Source organism: Bernardetia sp. Wsw4-3y2, from assembly GCF_037126295.1.
Taxonomy (GTDB): Bacteria; Bacteroidota; Bacteroidia; order Cytophagales; family Bernardetiaceae; genus Bernardetia.
Map to the genome: position 1 here is coordinate 1,922,873 of NZ_CP147017.1, position 15,857 is coordinate 1,938,729.

General features: G+C 30.5%; 13 protein-coding genes. 4 read left to right on the forward strand and 9 right to left on the reverse strand.

Translation table 11 applies throughout. The features are described 5' to 3' along the window. Positions 1-8: 8 nt before the first annotated feature. Positions 9-5,306 (reverse strand): AAA family ATPase, encoded by a 5,298-nt coding sequence (locus V9L05_RS07685; RefSeq protein WP_338815008.1) that lies wholly within the window; start codon positions 5,304-5,306, stop codon positions 9-11. 300 nt (positions 5,307-5,606) lie between these two features. Then, entirely contained in the window at positions 5,607-6,944 is a 1,338-nt protein-coding gene (locus V9L05_RS07690; protein ID WP_338815009.1) for an amidohydrolase family protein, read from the reverse strand. Positions 6,945-7,198: 254 nt separating this feature from the next. Between V9L05_RS07690 and V9L05_RS07695 the strand changes: the two genes are divergently transcribed. The 3 genes from V9L05_RS07695 to V9L05_RS07705 all read left to right on the forward strand — a co-directional run bounded on the left by V9L05_RS07695 (position 7,199) and on the right by V9L05_RS07705 (position 9,188). Further along, the gene (locus V9L05_RS07695) at positions 7,199-7,720 is read left to right on the forward strand and encodes a 3-hydroxyanthranilate 3,4-dioxygenase (protein WP_338815010.1); all 522 of its coding nucleotides are present in this window, start codon (positions 7,199-7,201) and stop codon (positions 7,718-7,720) included. A gap of 238 nt (positions 7,721-7,958) precedes the next feature. Continuing rightward, the gene (locus tag V9L05_RS07700; RefSeq protein ID WP_338793801.1) at positions 7,959-8,252 is read left to right on the forward strand and encodes an RNA-binding protein; all 294 of its coding nucleotides are present in this window, start codon (positions 7,959-7,961) and stop codon (positions 8,250-8,252) included. Positions 8,253-8,525: 273 nt separating this feature from the next. Continuing rightward, positions 8,526-9,188, forward strand: a complete 663-nt coding sequence (locus V9L05_RS07705; protein WP_338815011.1) for a hypothetical protein — start codon at positions 8,526-8,528, stop codon at positions 9,186-9,188. Between the two features lie 60 nt (positions 9,189-9,248). Here the strand turns inward: V9L05_RS07705 and V9L05_RS07710 are convergent, their stop codons facing one another. The 5 genes from V9L05_RS07710 to trpA all read right to left on the reverse strand — a co-directional run bounded on the left by V9L05_RS07710 (position 9,249) and on the right by trpA (position 12,206). Then, the gene (locus V9L05_RS07710) at positions 9,249-9,761 is read right to left on the reverse strand and encodes an acetyl-CoA carboxylase biotin carboxyl carrier protein subunit (protein WP_338815012.1); all 513 of its coding nucleotides are present in this window, start codon (positions 9,759-9,761) and stop codon (positions 9,249-9,251) included. A 137-nt stretch (positions 9,762-9,898) separates the two neighbouring features. Then, positions 9,899-10,303: a DUF983 domain-containing protein gene (locus tag V9L05_RS07715; RefSeq protein ID WP_338815013.1), complete on the reverse strand. Its 405-nt coding sequence runs from the start codon at positions 10,301-10,303 to the stop codon at positions 9,899-9,901. After that, the gene (locus V9L05_RS07720; RefSeq protein WP_338815014.1) at positions 10,260-10,580 is read right to left on the reverse strand and encodes a hypothetical protein; all 321 of its coding nucleotides are present in this window, start codon (positions 10,578-10,580) and stop codon (positions 10,260-10,262) included. The genes V9L05_RS07715 and V9L05_RS07720 overlap by 44 nt, the downstream gene beginning before the upstream one ends. Before the next feature lie 110 nt (positions 10,581-10,690). After that, positions 10,691-11,359: a DUF4328 domain-containing protein gene (locus tag V9L05_RS07725; RefSeq protein WP_338815015.1), complete on the reverse strand. Its 669-nt coding sequence runs from the start codon at positions 11,357-11,359 to the stop codon at positions 10,691-10,693. 40 nt (positions 11,360-11,399) lie between these two features. After that, positions 11,400-12,206, reverse strand: coding sequence for a tryptophan synthase subunit alpha (gene trpA / locus V9L05_RS07730; RefSeq protein ID WP_338815016.1), 807 nt, complete (start codon positions 12,204-12,206; stop codon positions 11,400-11,402). Between the two features lie 317 nt (positions 12,207-12,523). Between trpA and V9L05_RS07735 the strand changes: the two genes are divergently transcribed. Continuing rightward, entirely contained in the window at positions 12,524-14,731 is a 2,208-nt protein-coding gene (locus V9L05_RS07735; RefSeq protein WP_338815017.1) for a tetratricopeptide repeat protein, read from the forward strand. Here the strand turns inward: V9L05_RS07735 and V9L05_RS07740 are convergent. Both V9L05_RS07740 and V9L05_RS07745 read right to left on the reverse strand, forming a co-directional pair. Beyond that, the gene (locus tag V9L05_RS07740) at positions 14,728-15,270 is read right to left on the reverse strand and encodes an NADPH-dependent FMN reductase (protein ID WP_338815018.1); all 543 of its coding nucleotides are present in this window, start codon (positions 15,268-15,270) and stop codon (positions 14,728-14,730) included. The genes V9L05_RS07735 and V9L05_RS07740 overlap by 4 nt on opposite strands. A 113-nt stretch (positions 15,271-15,383) precedes the next feature. Beyond that, the gene (locus V9L05_RS07745; protein ID WP_338815019.1) at positions 15,384-15,791 is read right to left on the reverse strand and encodes a DUF3127 domain-containing protein; all 408 of its coding nucleotides are present in this window, start codon (positions 15,789-15,791) and stop codon (positions 15,384-15,386) included. Positions 15,792-15,857: the final 66 nt, after the last annotated feature.

Sequence of the window (15,857 nt, forward strand, 5' to 3'; positions counted from 1 at the left end):
AAAGAATATTATAAGCGAATACCGATAAGTGTAATATCATCTCGTTGTTCGGTATTTTCCATGTGATTTTCTAGTTCTTTTAGTAGGGTTTGTTTCTGTATTTTCATAGATTTGATTTTACTTATAGATTCAAGTAATCCTATTAGTCTTCTAGAACCAAATTTCTCTAAATCTTTATCTGCTTGGTCGCTAAAACCATCACTAAACATGTACAAACATTCTCCTTTTTTGAGCTGAACTTTATGGTTTTTAAAAGTACGTTTGTCTTCTCTTTGAATTCCTCCTACAGAGCGTCTATCTCCTTTAATATTCAAAAAATCACCATTTTTTGAATATAATAATGAACGTTTTGCAGCTGCCATTTCTATATTTACTAGTTCATTTTTTGTATATTCTACTCTTGCAATAACCATGTCCATACCATCTCTATTTCTTGTTGTGGTTTGTCGTAATGCTTTTCGAATGGCTTGGTGCAATGCTTCCAAAATTAATGAGGGTTTTGTTATTTCTTTTTGTAAAACAACTTCATTGAGTAGGGTATTTCCTATCATAGACATAAACGCCCCAGGAACGCCATGTCCTGTACAATCAATGACAGCAATAAATACATATCCATTAATTTTTGTTGTCCAATAAAAATCTCCACTTACAATATCTTTGGGCAGAAAAATAAGAAAAGAATCATCAAAATATGAGTTAAATTCTTTTTGATTTGGAAAAATAGCTTTCTGAATTGTTTCTGCATAACGAATACTTGATGTAATGCGTTCTTGAGAGTGTTTGAGTTCAGTAGTTCGTTCGGTTATAATATGCTCAAGATTTTCATATACTAAAGCATTATCAATTGAAACAGCAATTTGTGCAGAAAGAAGATTAAGTATATTTAATCGTTCTTTATTAAAAATAGTATGTGATTGGTTATTTTCTAAAAACACTAAAGCTAGTATTTCTCCTTGTTTTATAATTGGCATACAAAGCAAAGACTTAACTTCATTTTTTTGAATATAATTGTCTTGCTTAAAGTTCATATTTTTATGTGCATTGTCTAAAATGAGGGTTTCTTTAGTACGAATTACATAATTAAGAACATTTTTGGGCAAACTTTCATTGTCTGTAACAGATTCTGATTGCATTACTTCTATAATCTTATCAGCTAACGAATAATAGGCATCAATTTGAAATCCTTCCTCTTTTTTCAGAATCAAATATCCTTTTTCAGCTCCTGCATTTTCTACAATAATATGAATCATTTTGGCAAGTAAATTTTCTAATTTTATTTCACTAGAAATGGCTTGACTTGCCTTTAAAATAGTGTTTAAATCTAATGAATTTCCTATTGACGTTCCCTTTGACGAAGAAGTAGAAGAAATACTAGAAGATGATTGGATAGTAGGAGATAACAAAAATACATCTCCATTTCTAGTATCATCAAGAAGTAATCTATATTGTTTCTGACATAGAATTACTTTCTTGGTTGCTCCCCAAATTTTATATAAATAATGTGCTTTTTGAATATAAATACGTGCGAATTCCTTTTTTTCTAAACTCAAATAAAAATTCCCTGCAAGTTCATTTGAAAGAGCTTCATCTTGTACAAACTGATTTTGTTGTGCAGCAAGAATAGCTTTATCATACAAATTCATAGCAGCAAGAATATCTTGGTTAATTTGAGCCAATTGTGCCTCAATTATCAAATACAGATGAGAAAAATTTTCAGGACAATTCTCTGCCCAAATCTTCATTTGTACTTGATTAGATTCTATTATGTCTAAATATTCTTTTTTCTTGGGATGATCAGGATTTTGGATAATTATACCACACAAAGCCAAGCTATAATTATTATTATGAAACCAATTCCATTCTGAACCAAAAAGAGCTATCATTACAGGTATTGCTTTTTCAGAATGTTCGATGGCTTTTTGATAATCTGCTTGATACAAATACATTCTTGCTTTGAGAGGTTCGTAAATGGCTGCACCAATTGGAAGAGTTTTGAAACCTTCTAAATACGCATTTTCATCAAACTCATCATTATCAAAACTATCAGGACTTTTACTCTGCCCTAACATATTTTTCACAAAAGCATTTACTACTATTCCAAGTTGTGCAGTTCCTTGATTTTTCAAACTATATTGAATAGCCATATTTGTATCTGTTTCAGAAGCCACCTTTTCCAAACTCACTCCTGCCAAAACCTGATGTCTTGCCAAAACACAATGTGCATAAGCTACATATCCATAACTTCCTACAGCTAGACTTGCTTCGAAAGCTGTTTTGAAATAATGAAAACCATTTCTTATAGGTTTTCTGTAATGATGTAAAAAAATTCCTATCAAATGATTTAAAGGTCCTTTAGTACGTAAATCTCCAAATTTTTTATTTAGTTTGAGTGACAATTGTCCTAAATCATAACCCAACTTATAATTTCCCATTCCTGAAGAAACAAAAATCGCATAAGCTGTATAAGCCCAAGCAGTTTCAGCAGTATTTCCATATTTAATACCTAAAAAAACCATTTTAGCAGCCGTCAGTACAACCAAATTCATATCTCCAGACATATAACAAGATGACCAAGTAAGATAAAGTATTTTGAGAGCTTCATCAATTTCTTCATTTTGCATGATAGGAAGATTTTCTAAAAACTCCGTTCCTCCTTTTGCTTCTAAATTAGAATTGATAAAAGCCACTTCATTTTGAAAAAATTCTATTTTTTTATTTTCTTCTCTAGGCAACTCTATATCCAAAATGGCAAGAGCTTTTCGGGCTAACTCTATAGCTTCTACAAACTTAAGCGAACTTTCTAACAGAATAATCTGAGTACTATAAATCTTAATTGTATCTAATCTAGATTGGGACTTTTCTAGTAATAGATTAAAAATTTCTTCTGCTTCTTCTTTTTTTGCTTTTAAGAATAGACAATCAGCCAATAGACTATATATTTCAAAGGTTTCTTGGTAAGTATTCTTCCAAGCATCCTCTTCTAATAATGAAACAGCTATTTTTAAATAATTAATTGCAGGTAGATAAGCTAATGATTGTTTTGCTTTTTTTGCAGCCCTTAAATTTACCTGAATGAGTTCCTTTTGTTCTTTTTTATCTTGAATTAAGCCTCTTGCTTTGTTGTAGTGATTTGCAATATCACAAATCCATTCATTGATATATTTTTGACTTCTTTCATAATAAACGAAACGAGCTATTTTCAAACTTATTTCTTGTTGTTGTTGCTCGTTTATTACAGAATAAGCAGCCTGTTGGACTCTGTCGTGCAAAAAATGGAAAGCAATACGTACTTTTTTTGTTGTTTTATCAAGACCTTTATAACTATCATCTTCTGAACGAATCAATTCTTCTTTAAGAGCTGGAATAAGTTTTTCAACTGTTTCTTTGATTGAATAACCCAAAATATGAGCAAGGATTTGAAGGTCAAATTTTCCTCCAATGCAAGAAGCATATTGCAAAGTTTTTTGAGTTTGTTTGTCTAATTTTTGTATTTTTTGACTCATCAAATCCACTACATTAGAAGTGCTATCTTTTTCTTTTATTTTATCAATATTCCATATCCATTCTTTTTTCTGATGAGAAAACTCTAGTAAGTTTTGATTATAAAGGGATTCTAAAAATTGATTTGTAAAAAACGGATTTCCTTGTGTTTTTTTATAAATTACCTTAGCTAAATAATGGCTAGATTTATTTTGTTGATGGAGTGTTTCGTTTACCAAAACGGAAATATTCTCAAAACTTAATGGTTCTAAAATTATATTAGAAAGGGGAATATTTAGCTTTTCTAATTCTCTTAGTTGAATAGAAAAAGGATGAGAAGCATCTACTTCATTATCTCTATATGTTCCGATGAGCATCAAATGTGTATTGCTTATATCTGTCATCAAAAGCTCTAGTAAACTCAAACTTCCACTATCAGCCCACTGCCAATCATCTATAAAAATAACTAAAGGATGTTCTTGTTTACTAATTGCTCTGACAAAACTTTGAATAACTAAATTAAAACGATTTTGGGATTCACTAGGACTTAATTTAGGAACAGGATTTTGTTTTCCTATTATTAATTCTAATAAAGGAAGAACGTCTGTCAGTACGCTTCCATTGACATCCAAAACCTTTTTTATTTTTCTTGACCATGCCGTTATTCTTGCCTGAGTTTCGGTAAGTATTTGATTTATAAAATTTTTAAAACTCTCAATAATGGCACTATAAGGAACATCATTTTGAAATTGGTCAAATTTTCCTTTTATAAAATAGCCTCTTTTTTGAGTAATTGATTTGTAAAGTTCGTTTACTAACGCTGTTTTTCCAATTCCTGAATACCCCCCTAAAAGAACAAGATAATTTGCACCCAAACTTACTTTATCAAATGTTTTAGTGAGTAGTTGAATTTCTTTTTCTCTTCCATATAGTTTTTCAGGAATTTGAAAAGTAGTTGTAAAATCCTGTTGAGCTAACTCAAAATCAATTATTTCTTTTCCAGTTTCTAGACTATTAAGAATTTTTTCTAAATCTTTTTGTAAGCCAAAAGCTGTTTGATAACGTGCTTCTGCATTTTTGTATAGTAATTTTTCCAATACCTTAGAAAGCATCAAAGGGATTTTTGGATTTTTTTCGTGTGTAGGTGTAGGAGTAAGTGCAATATGTGAGTGTATAAGCTCCATTATATCAGAAAACTGAAAAGGCAAAACACCTGTAAACAGCTCATAAAAGGTAACTCCCAAAGAATATAAATCAGTACGAACATCTATCGAACGGTTTACTCTTCCTGTCTGTTCGGGCGAAATATAGGCTATTGTGCCTTCCATTGTATTGGCTATTTCAGCATTTTTTTTTTGACGTTTGAACTGTGACGCAATCCCAAAATCTATAATATAAATCTGATTATCTTTTCCAATGAGTATATTTTTAGGATTAATATCTTTATGAATGATATTAAACTGATGTACTTCTTGTAAAGCAATTGTTATGGCTATGGCAATATTTAATTTTTCTTCTAAAGAAAGTCCATTGTTTTCTATATATTCTTTCAATGAATAGCCATCTATATAATCTAAAACAAGAACATGTCGGTCATTAATTCGATGCTGACTGATTGCTTTTCGTATTATATTAGATTTTATATTATTTGTGAGGACATACTCTTCATTAAATTTGGCAATATTCTTTAGTGATGGCAGGCTATCACGCAATACTTTGATAGCGATTTTTTTATTTAACTGTTTATGCCAACCTTCATAAACAATTGTAATTTGTCCGACATGTATTTCTTTTATATTTTCTGCAAAGGGAAATAGATTGTCCATATAAATATTTTTTACTAAAAAGAGGATTAGTTTTTCGAAAGTACAAAAGACAAGCAATATAGGTATCTAATGAAATAGCTAATATGTAGTCAATATACCACTTTTCTACAAAAAAATAAGGATATAAGAAGAATAAATATGAGTTTATAGAGAATAAAAAATATATTTAGCAAATCAGATATTCGTTTCTAAGAATAATACTTATATCATTTTCTATACTTCTTCTTCTAAACAAAAAAAAGGATACTACATAGAGAATCCTTTTTTTTGTTTGATAAAGAAGAAATTTGTTTGGGTAACCTACTCCTTCACATTCTCAATACGTGTTTTATATTTTTGATAGAGAACTTTTTGTTTGTTTGCCAAATCAATTTCTCGTCCTTCAATGAAAGCATGAATAACTTTGTTGGTAGTCATATCCAAAATATCACCTTCTGAAACCACTATACTTGCATCTTTTCCTACTTCTAATGTTCCAACACGCTCATTAATTCCTAAAATAGAAGCTGCTTTGCTTGTGATAGCTGCCAAGGCTTGTTCTTTAGTCAGTCCGAAAGCAACTGCCATTCCTGCTGAAAAAGGAAGGTTTCTTGCACCCATTGTTTCCATATCACCAGCATAATTCAAACAATACTCTACACCTGCTTTTTGTAATAGATAAGGCAGTTTGAAAGGTGCATCAATATCATCATCAGTACGTTGAGGTAATTCTAAAGTACGTCCTACAATAACAGGAACCTTATTTTTTTTCAAAAACTCAGCTACTTGCCAAGAATCGTATCCACCCACAACAACAACTTTCTGAACCCCCATTTCTTTTGCAAAGCTAACTCCTTCAATAATATCTTTTGCCCATTCGGCATGCAAATACAGACGCATTGTTCCATCAAAAAGACCTTTTACAGCTGCCAGTTTCAAATTTTTTGTAGTTGGATTTTCAATTTGATTGTAGGCTTTTGCTTCACTCAAAAGAGATTTTATTTTTGCTATTTCTGCATTTCGTTCTTCCTCCTTTGCTTTCTTAGGTTCAGCAGGAGCAGCCCACCAACCACCTTGTTGCATATAAGCAGGCATATAAATGTGTAAACCATCATCTATTTTAAGTGCAGCATCTTCCCAATTCCATGCATCAAGATTTACAATAGAAGAAAGTCCTGCTACTAACGCCCCACGAGGAGTTGCTTGTGCAATCAAAACACCATTTGTTCTAACAGTTGTGGTAACATCAGACTCTGCATTGTATGCACTAATGGCTCTAATATTAGGATTCATATCCCCTACTTCAGCCTCATCTACTGAAGGACGCACTGCATCAATTTCTTTAAGCCCAAGTGTTGTATTTGCCAAAATAAGAGAAGGATAAATATGTTTTCCAAACAAATCAACAACCTTTGCACCTTCTTGAGAAACACTTGAAGATTCTCCTAACGCAGTAATTTTTCCATTCTCAAAACGAACAGAACCATTTTCGATAATGGTATTTCCATCGCCAATATGAAGTGTTGCATTTTTGAGTACAATGGGTTGATTTTGTTTTTGAGCTGGTAAAGGAGATTGAGAATAACTTTTGGGAGATATAAAAAAACAATTAAAAAGTAAAAGGACAAAGATGAAAATGGGTATTTTTTTGAGTTGCATAGTTCTATATTTTAATAAAAAAGAGATGAGAGCAATTTTAATTCTTAATTTAATAGCTTTGAGCTACTCTGCAATATGCGAAATTATTTTTTTGAAAGAATGTTATAAATTGTGAAAAGACATAGAAATGAAATAAGTGAAATTTGAAATTGGAGAATACAGCAAGAATTTATTAATTTAGACAAACATAAATAAGTTCTTTTTGATTAAAGTAGTATAATTTTTTATCCAACACACCAATTCTAAATTTATTCATGAAAAAACCTTTTAACCTTCAAAAATGGATCGATGATAATCGTCATCTTTTAAAACCACCAGTTGGCAATCAGCAAGTATATTTGGATAATGAAGATTATATTGTAATGGTTGTTGGAGGACCAAATAGTCGAAAAGATTATCATTATAATGAAAGTGAAGAACTTTTTTATCAACTAGAGGGAAATATTGTTGTCAAGATTATCGAAGACGGAAAATTTGTTGATGTACCTATTGGTGCAGGCGAAATGTTTTTATTACCTGCTAAAATTCCTCACTCTCCACAGCGTACTGAAGGTTCTATTGGGCTTGTCATTGAGCGTTATAGAAGAGAAGGAGAAGAAGATGGCTTTATGTGGTATTGCGAAAACTGTGGAAACAAACTGTATGAAGAGCGTTTTGAACTGACTGATATTGTGGAACAATTGCCTAAAGTAATGCAAACTTTTTATAATTCAGAAGAATTACGAACATGTAATAATTGCCAAGTAGTTATGCAGCCTCCTCAAAAATCGAAATAAATTAAAAATGTAACATAAATTCTAGAAATTAATTGGCTATATTTTATTTTTATATTCTCAAAAAACCCTTAAATAAAGAGTTATTTGGAAGTATTTCATAAAAAACACACGAAATACTTGAAAATAATTAAAAATTAATTGATACAAGTAGTAGTTTTATAAAAAATTTATTTGTATATTTGAAGCGAAGGAACAACTTAGATCCTTCATTTATTAGTTTTTTTCGTTAATTAGTTTTATGAATCTTTACGTATCAAATTTGCCTTATTCTATCTCAGAGGAAGAATTAGAGGCAGTATTTTCAGAGCTTGGTGTAGTTACATCAACAAAAATTATCACAGACCGTGAAACACATCGTTCAAGAGGTTTTGGTTTCGTTGAAATGGAATCAGAAGAAGATGGCGAAGCAGCTGTTGAAGAATTGAACGGTATCGAACTTAAAGGTCGTGAGATCCAAGTAAAAAAAGCCATTCCTAGAGAAAACAGAGGTGGCGGAAACTTCGGTGGTGGACGTCCATCACGTGATTACTAAACAAACAAATTGATTAGTTATCAATAGAAGTATTCGTACTGAATCTGTTTTTAATTGAATCAATATATGTTTAGCTCAGTGTAAAAAATTTTATTTTATACATTGACGACACAAAAAGCAACTTTCACAAGAGAGTTGCTTTTTTTTATGATTAAATTTTAATCGTGTAGAAATATTTAGAATAATGAGCCTTTTTGAATTGCATTTTTGTATGTAAAGACAGAATTAATTCTATTTTTTAATCCAAATTTATAAAACTAACTCATTTTTATTATGCAATTCACTAAAAATAAAATTCAATCACAGTATCATTTTTTCATTCTCGTTCTTATTTTCTCAATCAGTTTTTCATTCTTATTTTCATCTTGTAAAAAAGATGATGAAGATGAAAATCCAAAAGAACAAGGAAGTTATTTTCCTCTAACAACAACTTCTACTTGGACATATCAAGATGAAGAAAACCAAACTTATATTCAAACTCTTACTAGCCAAACAAAAAGTGTGGGTGGTTTTACTTGGAATATGATTAGTGTAGAACCTAATAATATAGATGAAGAGTTATTAGTCCGTATTGACCCATCTACTCAAAAAGTGTATTATGGATATGATTTTACAGATGATGAAGGAGTACTTTTCGTAACTGCTATTGCAGATTTAGATGCCAAAATAGGAGATACTTGGAGTGATACATTTGAAGATGATGGATTTACTTTAAGCTATCAAATGACCTTACTAGAAAAAGATGTTACAAAAACTATTAACGGCAAAAGTTATGATAATGTAATGGTTGTTAAGCAAGATGAGAGTTTTACGCCTTTAGTTGATGGTATAACCACAGATAAGTCGACATGGTATTTTGCTAAAGGAATTGGTATTATTGCCATTGAATATGAAGATGGAGATTATTCTCGTTTGATAGATTATTCTATTAAATAGTTTTCATTTTTTACTATCAAAAGAGCCTTTTCAAAATAAATTGAAAAGGCTTTTTTATTTTTATTCAAATTCTATCAAAACAGCTCCTTTTTCTACGTTTTGACCTTTATTTACAGCAATACTTTTTATTTTTCCTTCTCCTGTTGCTTTCAAAACATTTTCCATTTTCATGGCTTCCAAAATCATTAGAGGAGTTCCTTTTTCGGTAGTTGCACCTTCTTCTATCAAAATATCCAAAACGAGTCCAGGCATAGGGGCTTTTAAGTCACTTACTTTTGCAGAAGCTGCATTTTCCATTCCTAAGCTTTCCAAAAGCAAATCCATTCTGTCTTTTGCTGTCAGCGTATGAATATTTCCATTGATACGGATTTCAAATTCTTTAGCTTCATAATCAGATTTCAATACTTCCACTCTATATGATATATTATTTCTCAAGATATGAAACTCTCTTTCAGAAATACGTTGAATATCTGCTTCTATTAAATTATCATTTAAGAAAAGAGACTCTGTTTTGGCAGAAGTATTTTTTTCTTTTCTAACTTGATATGTAGTTGATTTGGTTGTGATTTGCATATTATTTCAATTACGAATTAAAAATTAAAAATTACGAATATGAAATTAAGAAATAAGGATTTATTTTTAATAAAAAAGTAGCGTAATTCATAATTTTTAATTAGCTACGCTGATTATTTCATAATTCGTAATTAGATTTATTCTCCCTGCTCTTCCCAAACTTTAGGATTAGGATTATATTTTATACCTCCTAGAAAATACAAAACAATTACTCTTGAATATCTAAAATAAACAGGAACAAAAAACACAAAACTTCCTATAATAGCTGCAAAGAAGACCCATAAAGCAGGACGTTCATCTGTCAGCACATTAATAGCTACCATAAGTGTAATCATATGGGCTACGGTAAAGGCATAACTCACATACATAGCACTCCAAAAAAAGCCTAATATTCGTTCATACTTAAGGTTACAAACAGGACAGTTTTTGTGTGTTTTAGCAAAGTTTAGACTAAAAGCAGAATTTTCAAAAATTTCTCCTTTTCTACATCTAGGACATTTACATTGAAGGATTGCTTGAGATTTTGAGAGTTCGTTTTCCATTGCGTTCGTTTTTTTGTTTGTTGCGATACCAGAAAAAAGCGACTGTTCCGATAAGCAGATAAGGCATACAAAGCAAATACAAGATACCTGAATTAAGGCGTGTACTGGCTTCTCCTGCCCCGTTATTATAATTGGTTTCTACAGTAGCTCGGCACATAGCACATTGCGCTTCTGCATCTGTTATTCCAAATGTAAAAGTAAATATCATTAAAACGAAAAATAAAAAAAGAAGTTTTGAAATAATGCTTGAAAATATGTTTTTATTTATCTTTTTCATAATTTTTATTTATTTTATTTTCTAATCAAATTAATTTATCTAATAACAGACTGATATACACAAAGTTCGGTGTTTTTATAGATTTATTCTATGATAGAAATCATAATGTTCTAAAAACCTCCATGTTCTCTTAGTTCTTTTTCTGTATCTCTCAGACTCTTTACCACCAAGACAGTAAATAAAGCATCAAGAACATCTATTATATTCAAAAACACATCTCCAAACGTAGGTATAACAGTAGTAAAATTTTCAAGTTCTCCTCTCATTTCCATTTTAAAAGAAAAATAATAGCCAATAAAACTCATTAACCAAAAGAACCACCACCAACCATGTATTCCTCCTTTTAAATAATGTTTTATTCCATTTCCTTCTGCTGTAAGTTTCATCTTTTGCCATATCTCTGTCATTATGTTGTAGGGATAATATAACCCTTTGAAAGGAAGAAAAAAACCTCCTACTGCCCAACCATCTGTATGTTTGGTTTCATAGCCTATGATTTGAATATTTTTATACGCTCTTCTAAACCACATTAAAAACAAAATAAAAGCTACAACAAATATTAATAAATTAAAACCCAGTATAATATCTTTAATAAATAGTACCGAATTGGCATTTGAAGGACTACTAATAGAATAAACATTTATTATTAATACAATAATACTTAAAATAAAAATAAAACTATATGCATAAATGGTATAATTTGCTCTATCAATGTTATTACGCATTGACTCTTCTTTTTTGTTGCCAAAATCATTATCATCAAGGATTTGAGTTTCCATTTTATTATTAAGGATTAGGAGCTAAAAATTAAGAAATAAACTAATGACCAATAACTGACTCTACAAACTCTTTAACAGCCTTTCCACTTTCCAAATGACGAATAAAAGCAGAGCCTATAATTGCGCCATTCGCATAAGAAGTAGCTTGCTCAAAAGATTTTTTATCCGAAATACCAAAACCAATTTGTGTTGGATTTTTGAGTTGTAACGACTTTATTTTTTTGAAATAATCACTTTGTTTTTCTGATACTTCTGCACTTTTTTCAGTTGTATTTCCTGTTGTGCTGTTTGAAGAAACCATATAGACAAAGCCATTGCTTAGTTCATCAATTTTTTTGATACGCTCTTCAGAAGTTTGAGGAGTGATAAGGAAAATAGTGTGCAGACCATATTTTTCAAAAACAGCTTTATATGTCAATTCATATTCAAATAATGGTAAATCTGGCAAAATTAGTCCATCAATTCCTATTTCTTTACATTTGTTACAAAACTCTTCTATTCCAAACTGTAAAACAGGATTCAAATATCCCATCAAGACAATAGGAGTTTCTTTTATTTTGCCATTCTCATTTCTAATTCCTTCTAATTGTTCGAACATCTTTTTGATGCTCATTCCATTATCTAAAGCTATTTTGTTGCTGTATTGTATAGTTTCACCATCTGCAATTGGATCAGAAAAAGGCATTCCAATTTCTATCAAATCTGTTCCTGCATCAGAAAGTTCTACCAAAATACGACGAGTATCATCTAATTTTGGAAAACCTGCTGTAAAATAAATAGTCAGAACTCCGTTTGTTTTTTTTTGGAAGAGAGAATCTATACGGTTTGTTGTAGTAGTGGTTATCATGGCAAAATAATTATCAGCACGAAAATATTTTATATAAAGTAAGAAGAAATCTAAAATAAATGTGTTTTAAACTATCATACTCTTCTTTTATATGTTTCCTTATATGTGTTTTGAGAGGCAAATATACGTTTTTTTTATTTGTGACTTCTAAAACCATTGAAAACTTTTGAGCAACTTATTGATATTCAACTCTATAAATAATCGTAGTATCATTTATTTTTTTGTGTTCTATTTATTTTTTTATTATCTTATACGGAGTTTAGTTTCTCTGCTTTATTCTGCTTGTTACCCCTTCTTATTTTTAACAAGAAACTTATATGATTCTTTTTTTCCGTCTTGTCTGTCTTATTATTTTGATAGGAGTTAGTTCTTTAGCTTTTGCTCAAAAAAGTTCTATTGATAGCTTAAAACAAATTGTTTGGACACAACAAGTATCAGATACCTCACACTTGCGTACTCATGTTCGTTTGGGAGAAATCTTATTAGAAAGACAAATTGATTCAGCACTGTTTTACTTAGATAAATCTTTACAAGAAGCAAAAAGACTTGAAAGTGTGAAATGGAAAGCAGAGATAAAGTTATTGATGGGTAGGTATTATTGGTATAAAACAGAGAATCTAGAGGGAATAAAAGTATTTGATGAAGCACAGAAACTAGCAGAAGAAATTGAAGATAAATTTTTATTAGCTCGTATTCAACATCAAAGTGGTGTATTTTATTCTGAAATGGGAGATAGCGAAAAAGCCTCAAACAATCTTTTTCCTGCAATGAAATATTACGAGCAGAATCAAATGAAAGGTATGTTAACTTCTATTTATACAGATATTGGAATACTTTATTATGAGCAACAGTTGCTAGAAAAAGCAAAATTATATCACAAAAAAGTTCTTGATATTAGTGAAAAGCAAAGTAATCTTAATTTTCAAATACGTGCTTATAATAACTTAGGCATTGTTTACAGAGCTGAGAAGAATTATAGAGAAGCACTAAATAGCTATCAAAAAGGATTAAAAATTAATGAAATAGTAAAGCACTCCATAGGAGATGTTATTATGCTAGGTAACATTGCAGAGTCATATAATGACTTAGAAGAATATGATTCTGCTATTATTTATGCAACTAAAAGCATTCAGTTAGCTGAAAAAATTGATTTTAAGCGTGGACTTGTTAGAAGTAAAACTATATTAGGAGACAGTTATCTTAATACAAATGCAATACAAAAAGCACTCATAGAATTAGAAGAAGGGTTGCGTATTGCTAAAGAAACTCAACAAAATAGTGAAGGATTGAATGTACTCGAAATACTCTATCAAACCTATGAAAAGCAAGGCAATAGTGATAAGGCTTATCAGACTTACAAAGAATATGTTGTTTGGGGAGACAGCCTGTCTAAACTAGATAACTTGAGAGAGCTTTTACAAAAAGAGGCTACTTATAAAGAAGAACAGTTAAAAGTTGAACAGGAGAAAAAAGAATTACAACGACGCACCGAACGAGCAGAAGAAGAACGTATAAGAAACATATATCTAGGAGGATTATTTACAGCTCTTATTATTGCTATACTTTTAGTGATAGGCTATAATCAGAAAAGAAAAGCAAATTCTAAACTTGAAGAACAAAATGAAGCTATCAAACTTCAACAAACTCAAATAGCAACCCAAAATGAAGAGTTAAATGTAACCAATGAAGAGTTGCAATCTCAAAAGGAAACATTAGAACAAACATATAGCGCACTTCAAATGACAACAGAAAAGTTTAATGCAAGTATAAGATATGCCTCTGATATGCAAGAAGCTGTTTTGCCCGAACTGAGTACGCTTACTTCTTTTTTTAATAATCTATTCTTGATCTACCAACCTAAGGATATTGTTTCGGGTGATTTTTATTGGTTTTCTCAAATCAATCCACAAATGGGAGTTTTGGCAATGTCAGATTGCACAGGACATGGTGTACCTGGGGCATTTATGTCTATGTTGGGTTGTACACTTCTTCACGAAATTGTCAATATTAAAAAAATACACGACGATCCTGCTCGTATTTTAAATAACCTAAATGCAGGAATATATAAGATACTAAAACAAGAAACAGGAAAAAATGATGATGGAATGGATATATCAATCTGTGTTTTTGAAAAAATGCCTATCCAAAATAAAATTAAAATTACGTTTGCAGCAGCAAAATCAAAAATGTACTTTATCGAAAACAATCAAATTACTGAAGTAAAAGGTGATAATAAACATATCGGAGGAGCAAGTTACAAATCAGGTATTTTTCAAAATACTTCCTTTGAAGTAAATGAAAATGCCGTTTTCTATATGTTTACAGATGGATTAACCGACCAACACAATCCACAACGCAAAAAATTTGGTACTAACCAACTTAAAGAAGTTTTATTGCAAAATCATCAAAAACCATTACATCAACAACATCAAATTTTAGTAGAAAAACTAAAAATACATCAAGATAAAGAACAACAGCGTGATGATATTTCGTTTATGGGATTCAAGATAGGAAATGTAGATTAAGAAATTGTATTTAATAAATTTTTGAACTGATTGATAAATAGTGTCAAATCTTCACTCGTTTTTGAATCAGTAATTTGTCCTTGCTCATTGATTTTCCCTTTTATTCCTTCAATTAATAAAACAGTATCATCTGTAAATTTTGCCATTACTGTCTTCATAATTAATTGTAATTCTTCATGTGCTTTTTGTCCATTTGCAGAAGCTGTGATTAGTCCAGTAGGCTTATTTGAAAAAACTGTAGTTGAAACACACCATTCAATGGCATTTTTTAACCCACTTGGAATACTAAAAACATATTCAGGAGTACAAATTACTATTGCGTCTGCATTTTGTATCTTTTCTCTAAACTCTACTATTTCTTTTGGAGAATTTTGAGAAGAAAGTAGTGGATCAAAATGTGGAAGTAACTTTAATTCATTATAAACAAGACAATCTAAGTCGTCTTTTGTACTATTGACAAAATTTTCAATCAATTTTTGATTGGTAGAATTATCGCTTGCACTTCCTATAATTATAAATACTTTTTTCTTTTTTTTCATAATTATTTTTTCATTTGAAAGATAAAATACAAACCCTAAAAATCTTCAAAATTGTTTTGATAACTTTTTTAAAAATTCTTAGGGTTTTAGCATAATTATAAATCTATAAAAAATTAGAATGGCAAATCATCATCTCCCATTGATGAAGAAGTATCTTCGGTTGGAGGTGGAATATCACCAGCAAAAGGATTATCATTACTACCAGTATCTTGGTTCATATCATTCATCATTGGGTCAGAATGATCAATTGAGCGAGCAGCCAAACTATTAAACCAACGAGGTTCGTCTTGAGGCGAACGTTGCCATTTTTTGCCACGTACCCAACTACTTACTTTTACTTTTTCTCCTTCTTTAAATTTGTCTAATCTATCACAATCATCTTGTGTAAATTGAAAAATAATTTCTTGTGGGTAATTTCCCTCCTCTACATTGAGTACAAATTCTCTTAATTGAAAGCGTTCTGATTTTACGCTAGTAGGAAATATTTTTACGAGTGTTCCCTCTGTTTCGAATGAAGGCATTTTATTTGGAGTTTTTGGAGTTCTTAATTTTTTATTTTATTTGCAAAATCTTGTTCAAGCGTCGAC

Excerpts from the sequence above, each read along its gene's own strand:
- trpA (WP_338815016.1), bottom strand. The coding sequence starts at position 12,206 with ATGATAACCACTACTACAACAAACCGTATAGATTCTCTCTTCCAAAAA.
- V9L05_RS07690 (WP_338815009.1), bottom strand. The coding sequence starts at position 6,944 with ATGCAACTCAAAAAAATACCCATTTTCATCTTTGTCCTTTTACTTTTT.
- V9L05_RS07740 (WP_338815018.1), bottom strand. The coding sequence starts at position 15,270 with ATGAAAAAAAAGAAAAAAGTATTTATAATTATAGGAAGTGCAAGCGAT.
- V9L05_RS07710 (WP_338815012.1), bottom strand. The coding sequence starts at position 9,761 with ATGCAAATCACAACCAAATCAACTACATATCAAGTTAGAAAAGAAAAA.
- V9L05_RS07685 (WP_338815008.1), bottom strand. The coding sequence starts at position 5,306 with ATGGACAATCTATTTCCCTTTGCAGAAAATATAAAAGAAATACATGTC.
- V9L05_RS07725 (WP_338815015.1), bottom strand. The coding sequence starts at position 11,359 with ATGGAAACTCAAATCCTTGATGATAATGATTTTGGCAACAAAAAAGAA.
- V9L05_RS07700 (WP_338793801.1), top strand. The coding sequence starts at position 7,959 with ATGAATCTTTACGTATCAAATTTGCCTTATTCTATCTCAGAGGAAGAA.
- V9L05_RS07720 (WP_338815014.1), bottom strand. The coding sequence starts at position 10,580 with ATGAAAAAGATAAATAAAAACATATTTTCAAGCATTATTTCAAAACTT.
- V9L05_RS07715 (WP_338815013.1), bottom strand. The coding sequence starts at position 10,303 with ATGGAAAACGAACTCTCAAAATCTCAAGCAATCCTTCAATGTAAATGT.
- V9L05_RS07745 (WP_338815019.1), bottom strand. The coding sequence starts at position 15,791 with ATGCCTTCATTCGAAACAGAGGGAACACTCGTAAAAATATTTCCTACT.
- V9L05_RS07695 (WP_338815010.1), top strand. The coding sequence starts at position 7,199 with ATGAAAAAACCTTTTAACCTTCAAAAATGGATCGATGATAATCGTCAT.
- V9L05_RS07705 (WP_338815011.1), top strand. The coding sequence starts at position 8,526 with ATGCAATTCACTAAAAATAAAATTCAATCACAGTATCATTTTTTCATT.
- V9L05_RS07735 (WP_338815017.1), top strand. The coding sequence starts at position 12,524 with ATGATTCTTTTTTTCCGTCTTGTCTGTCTTATTATTTTGATAGGAGTT.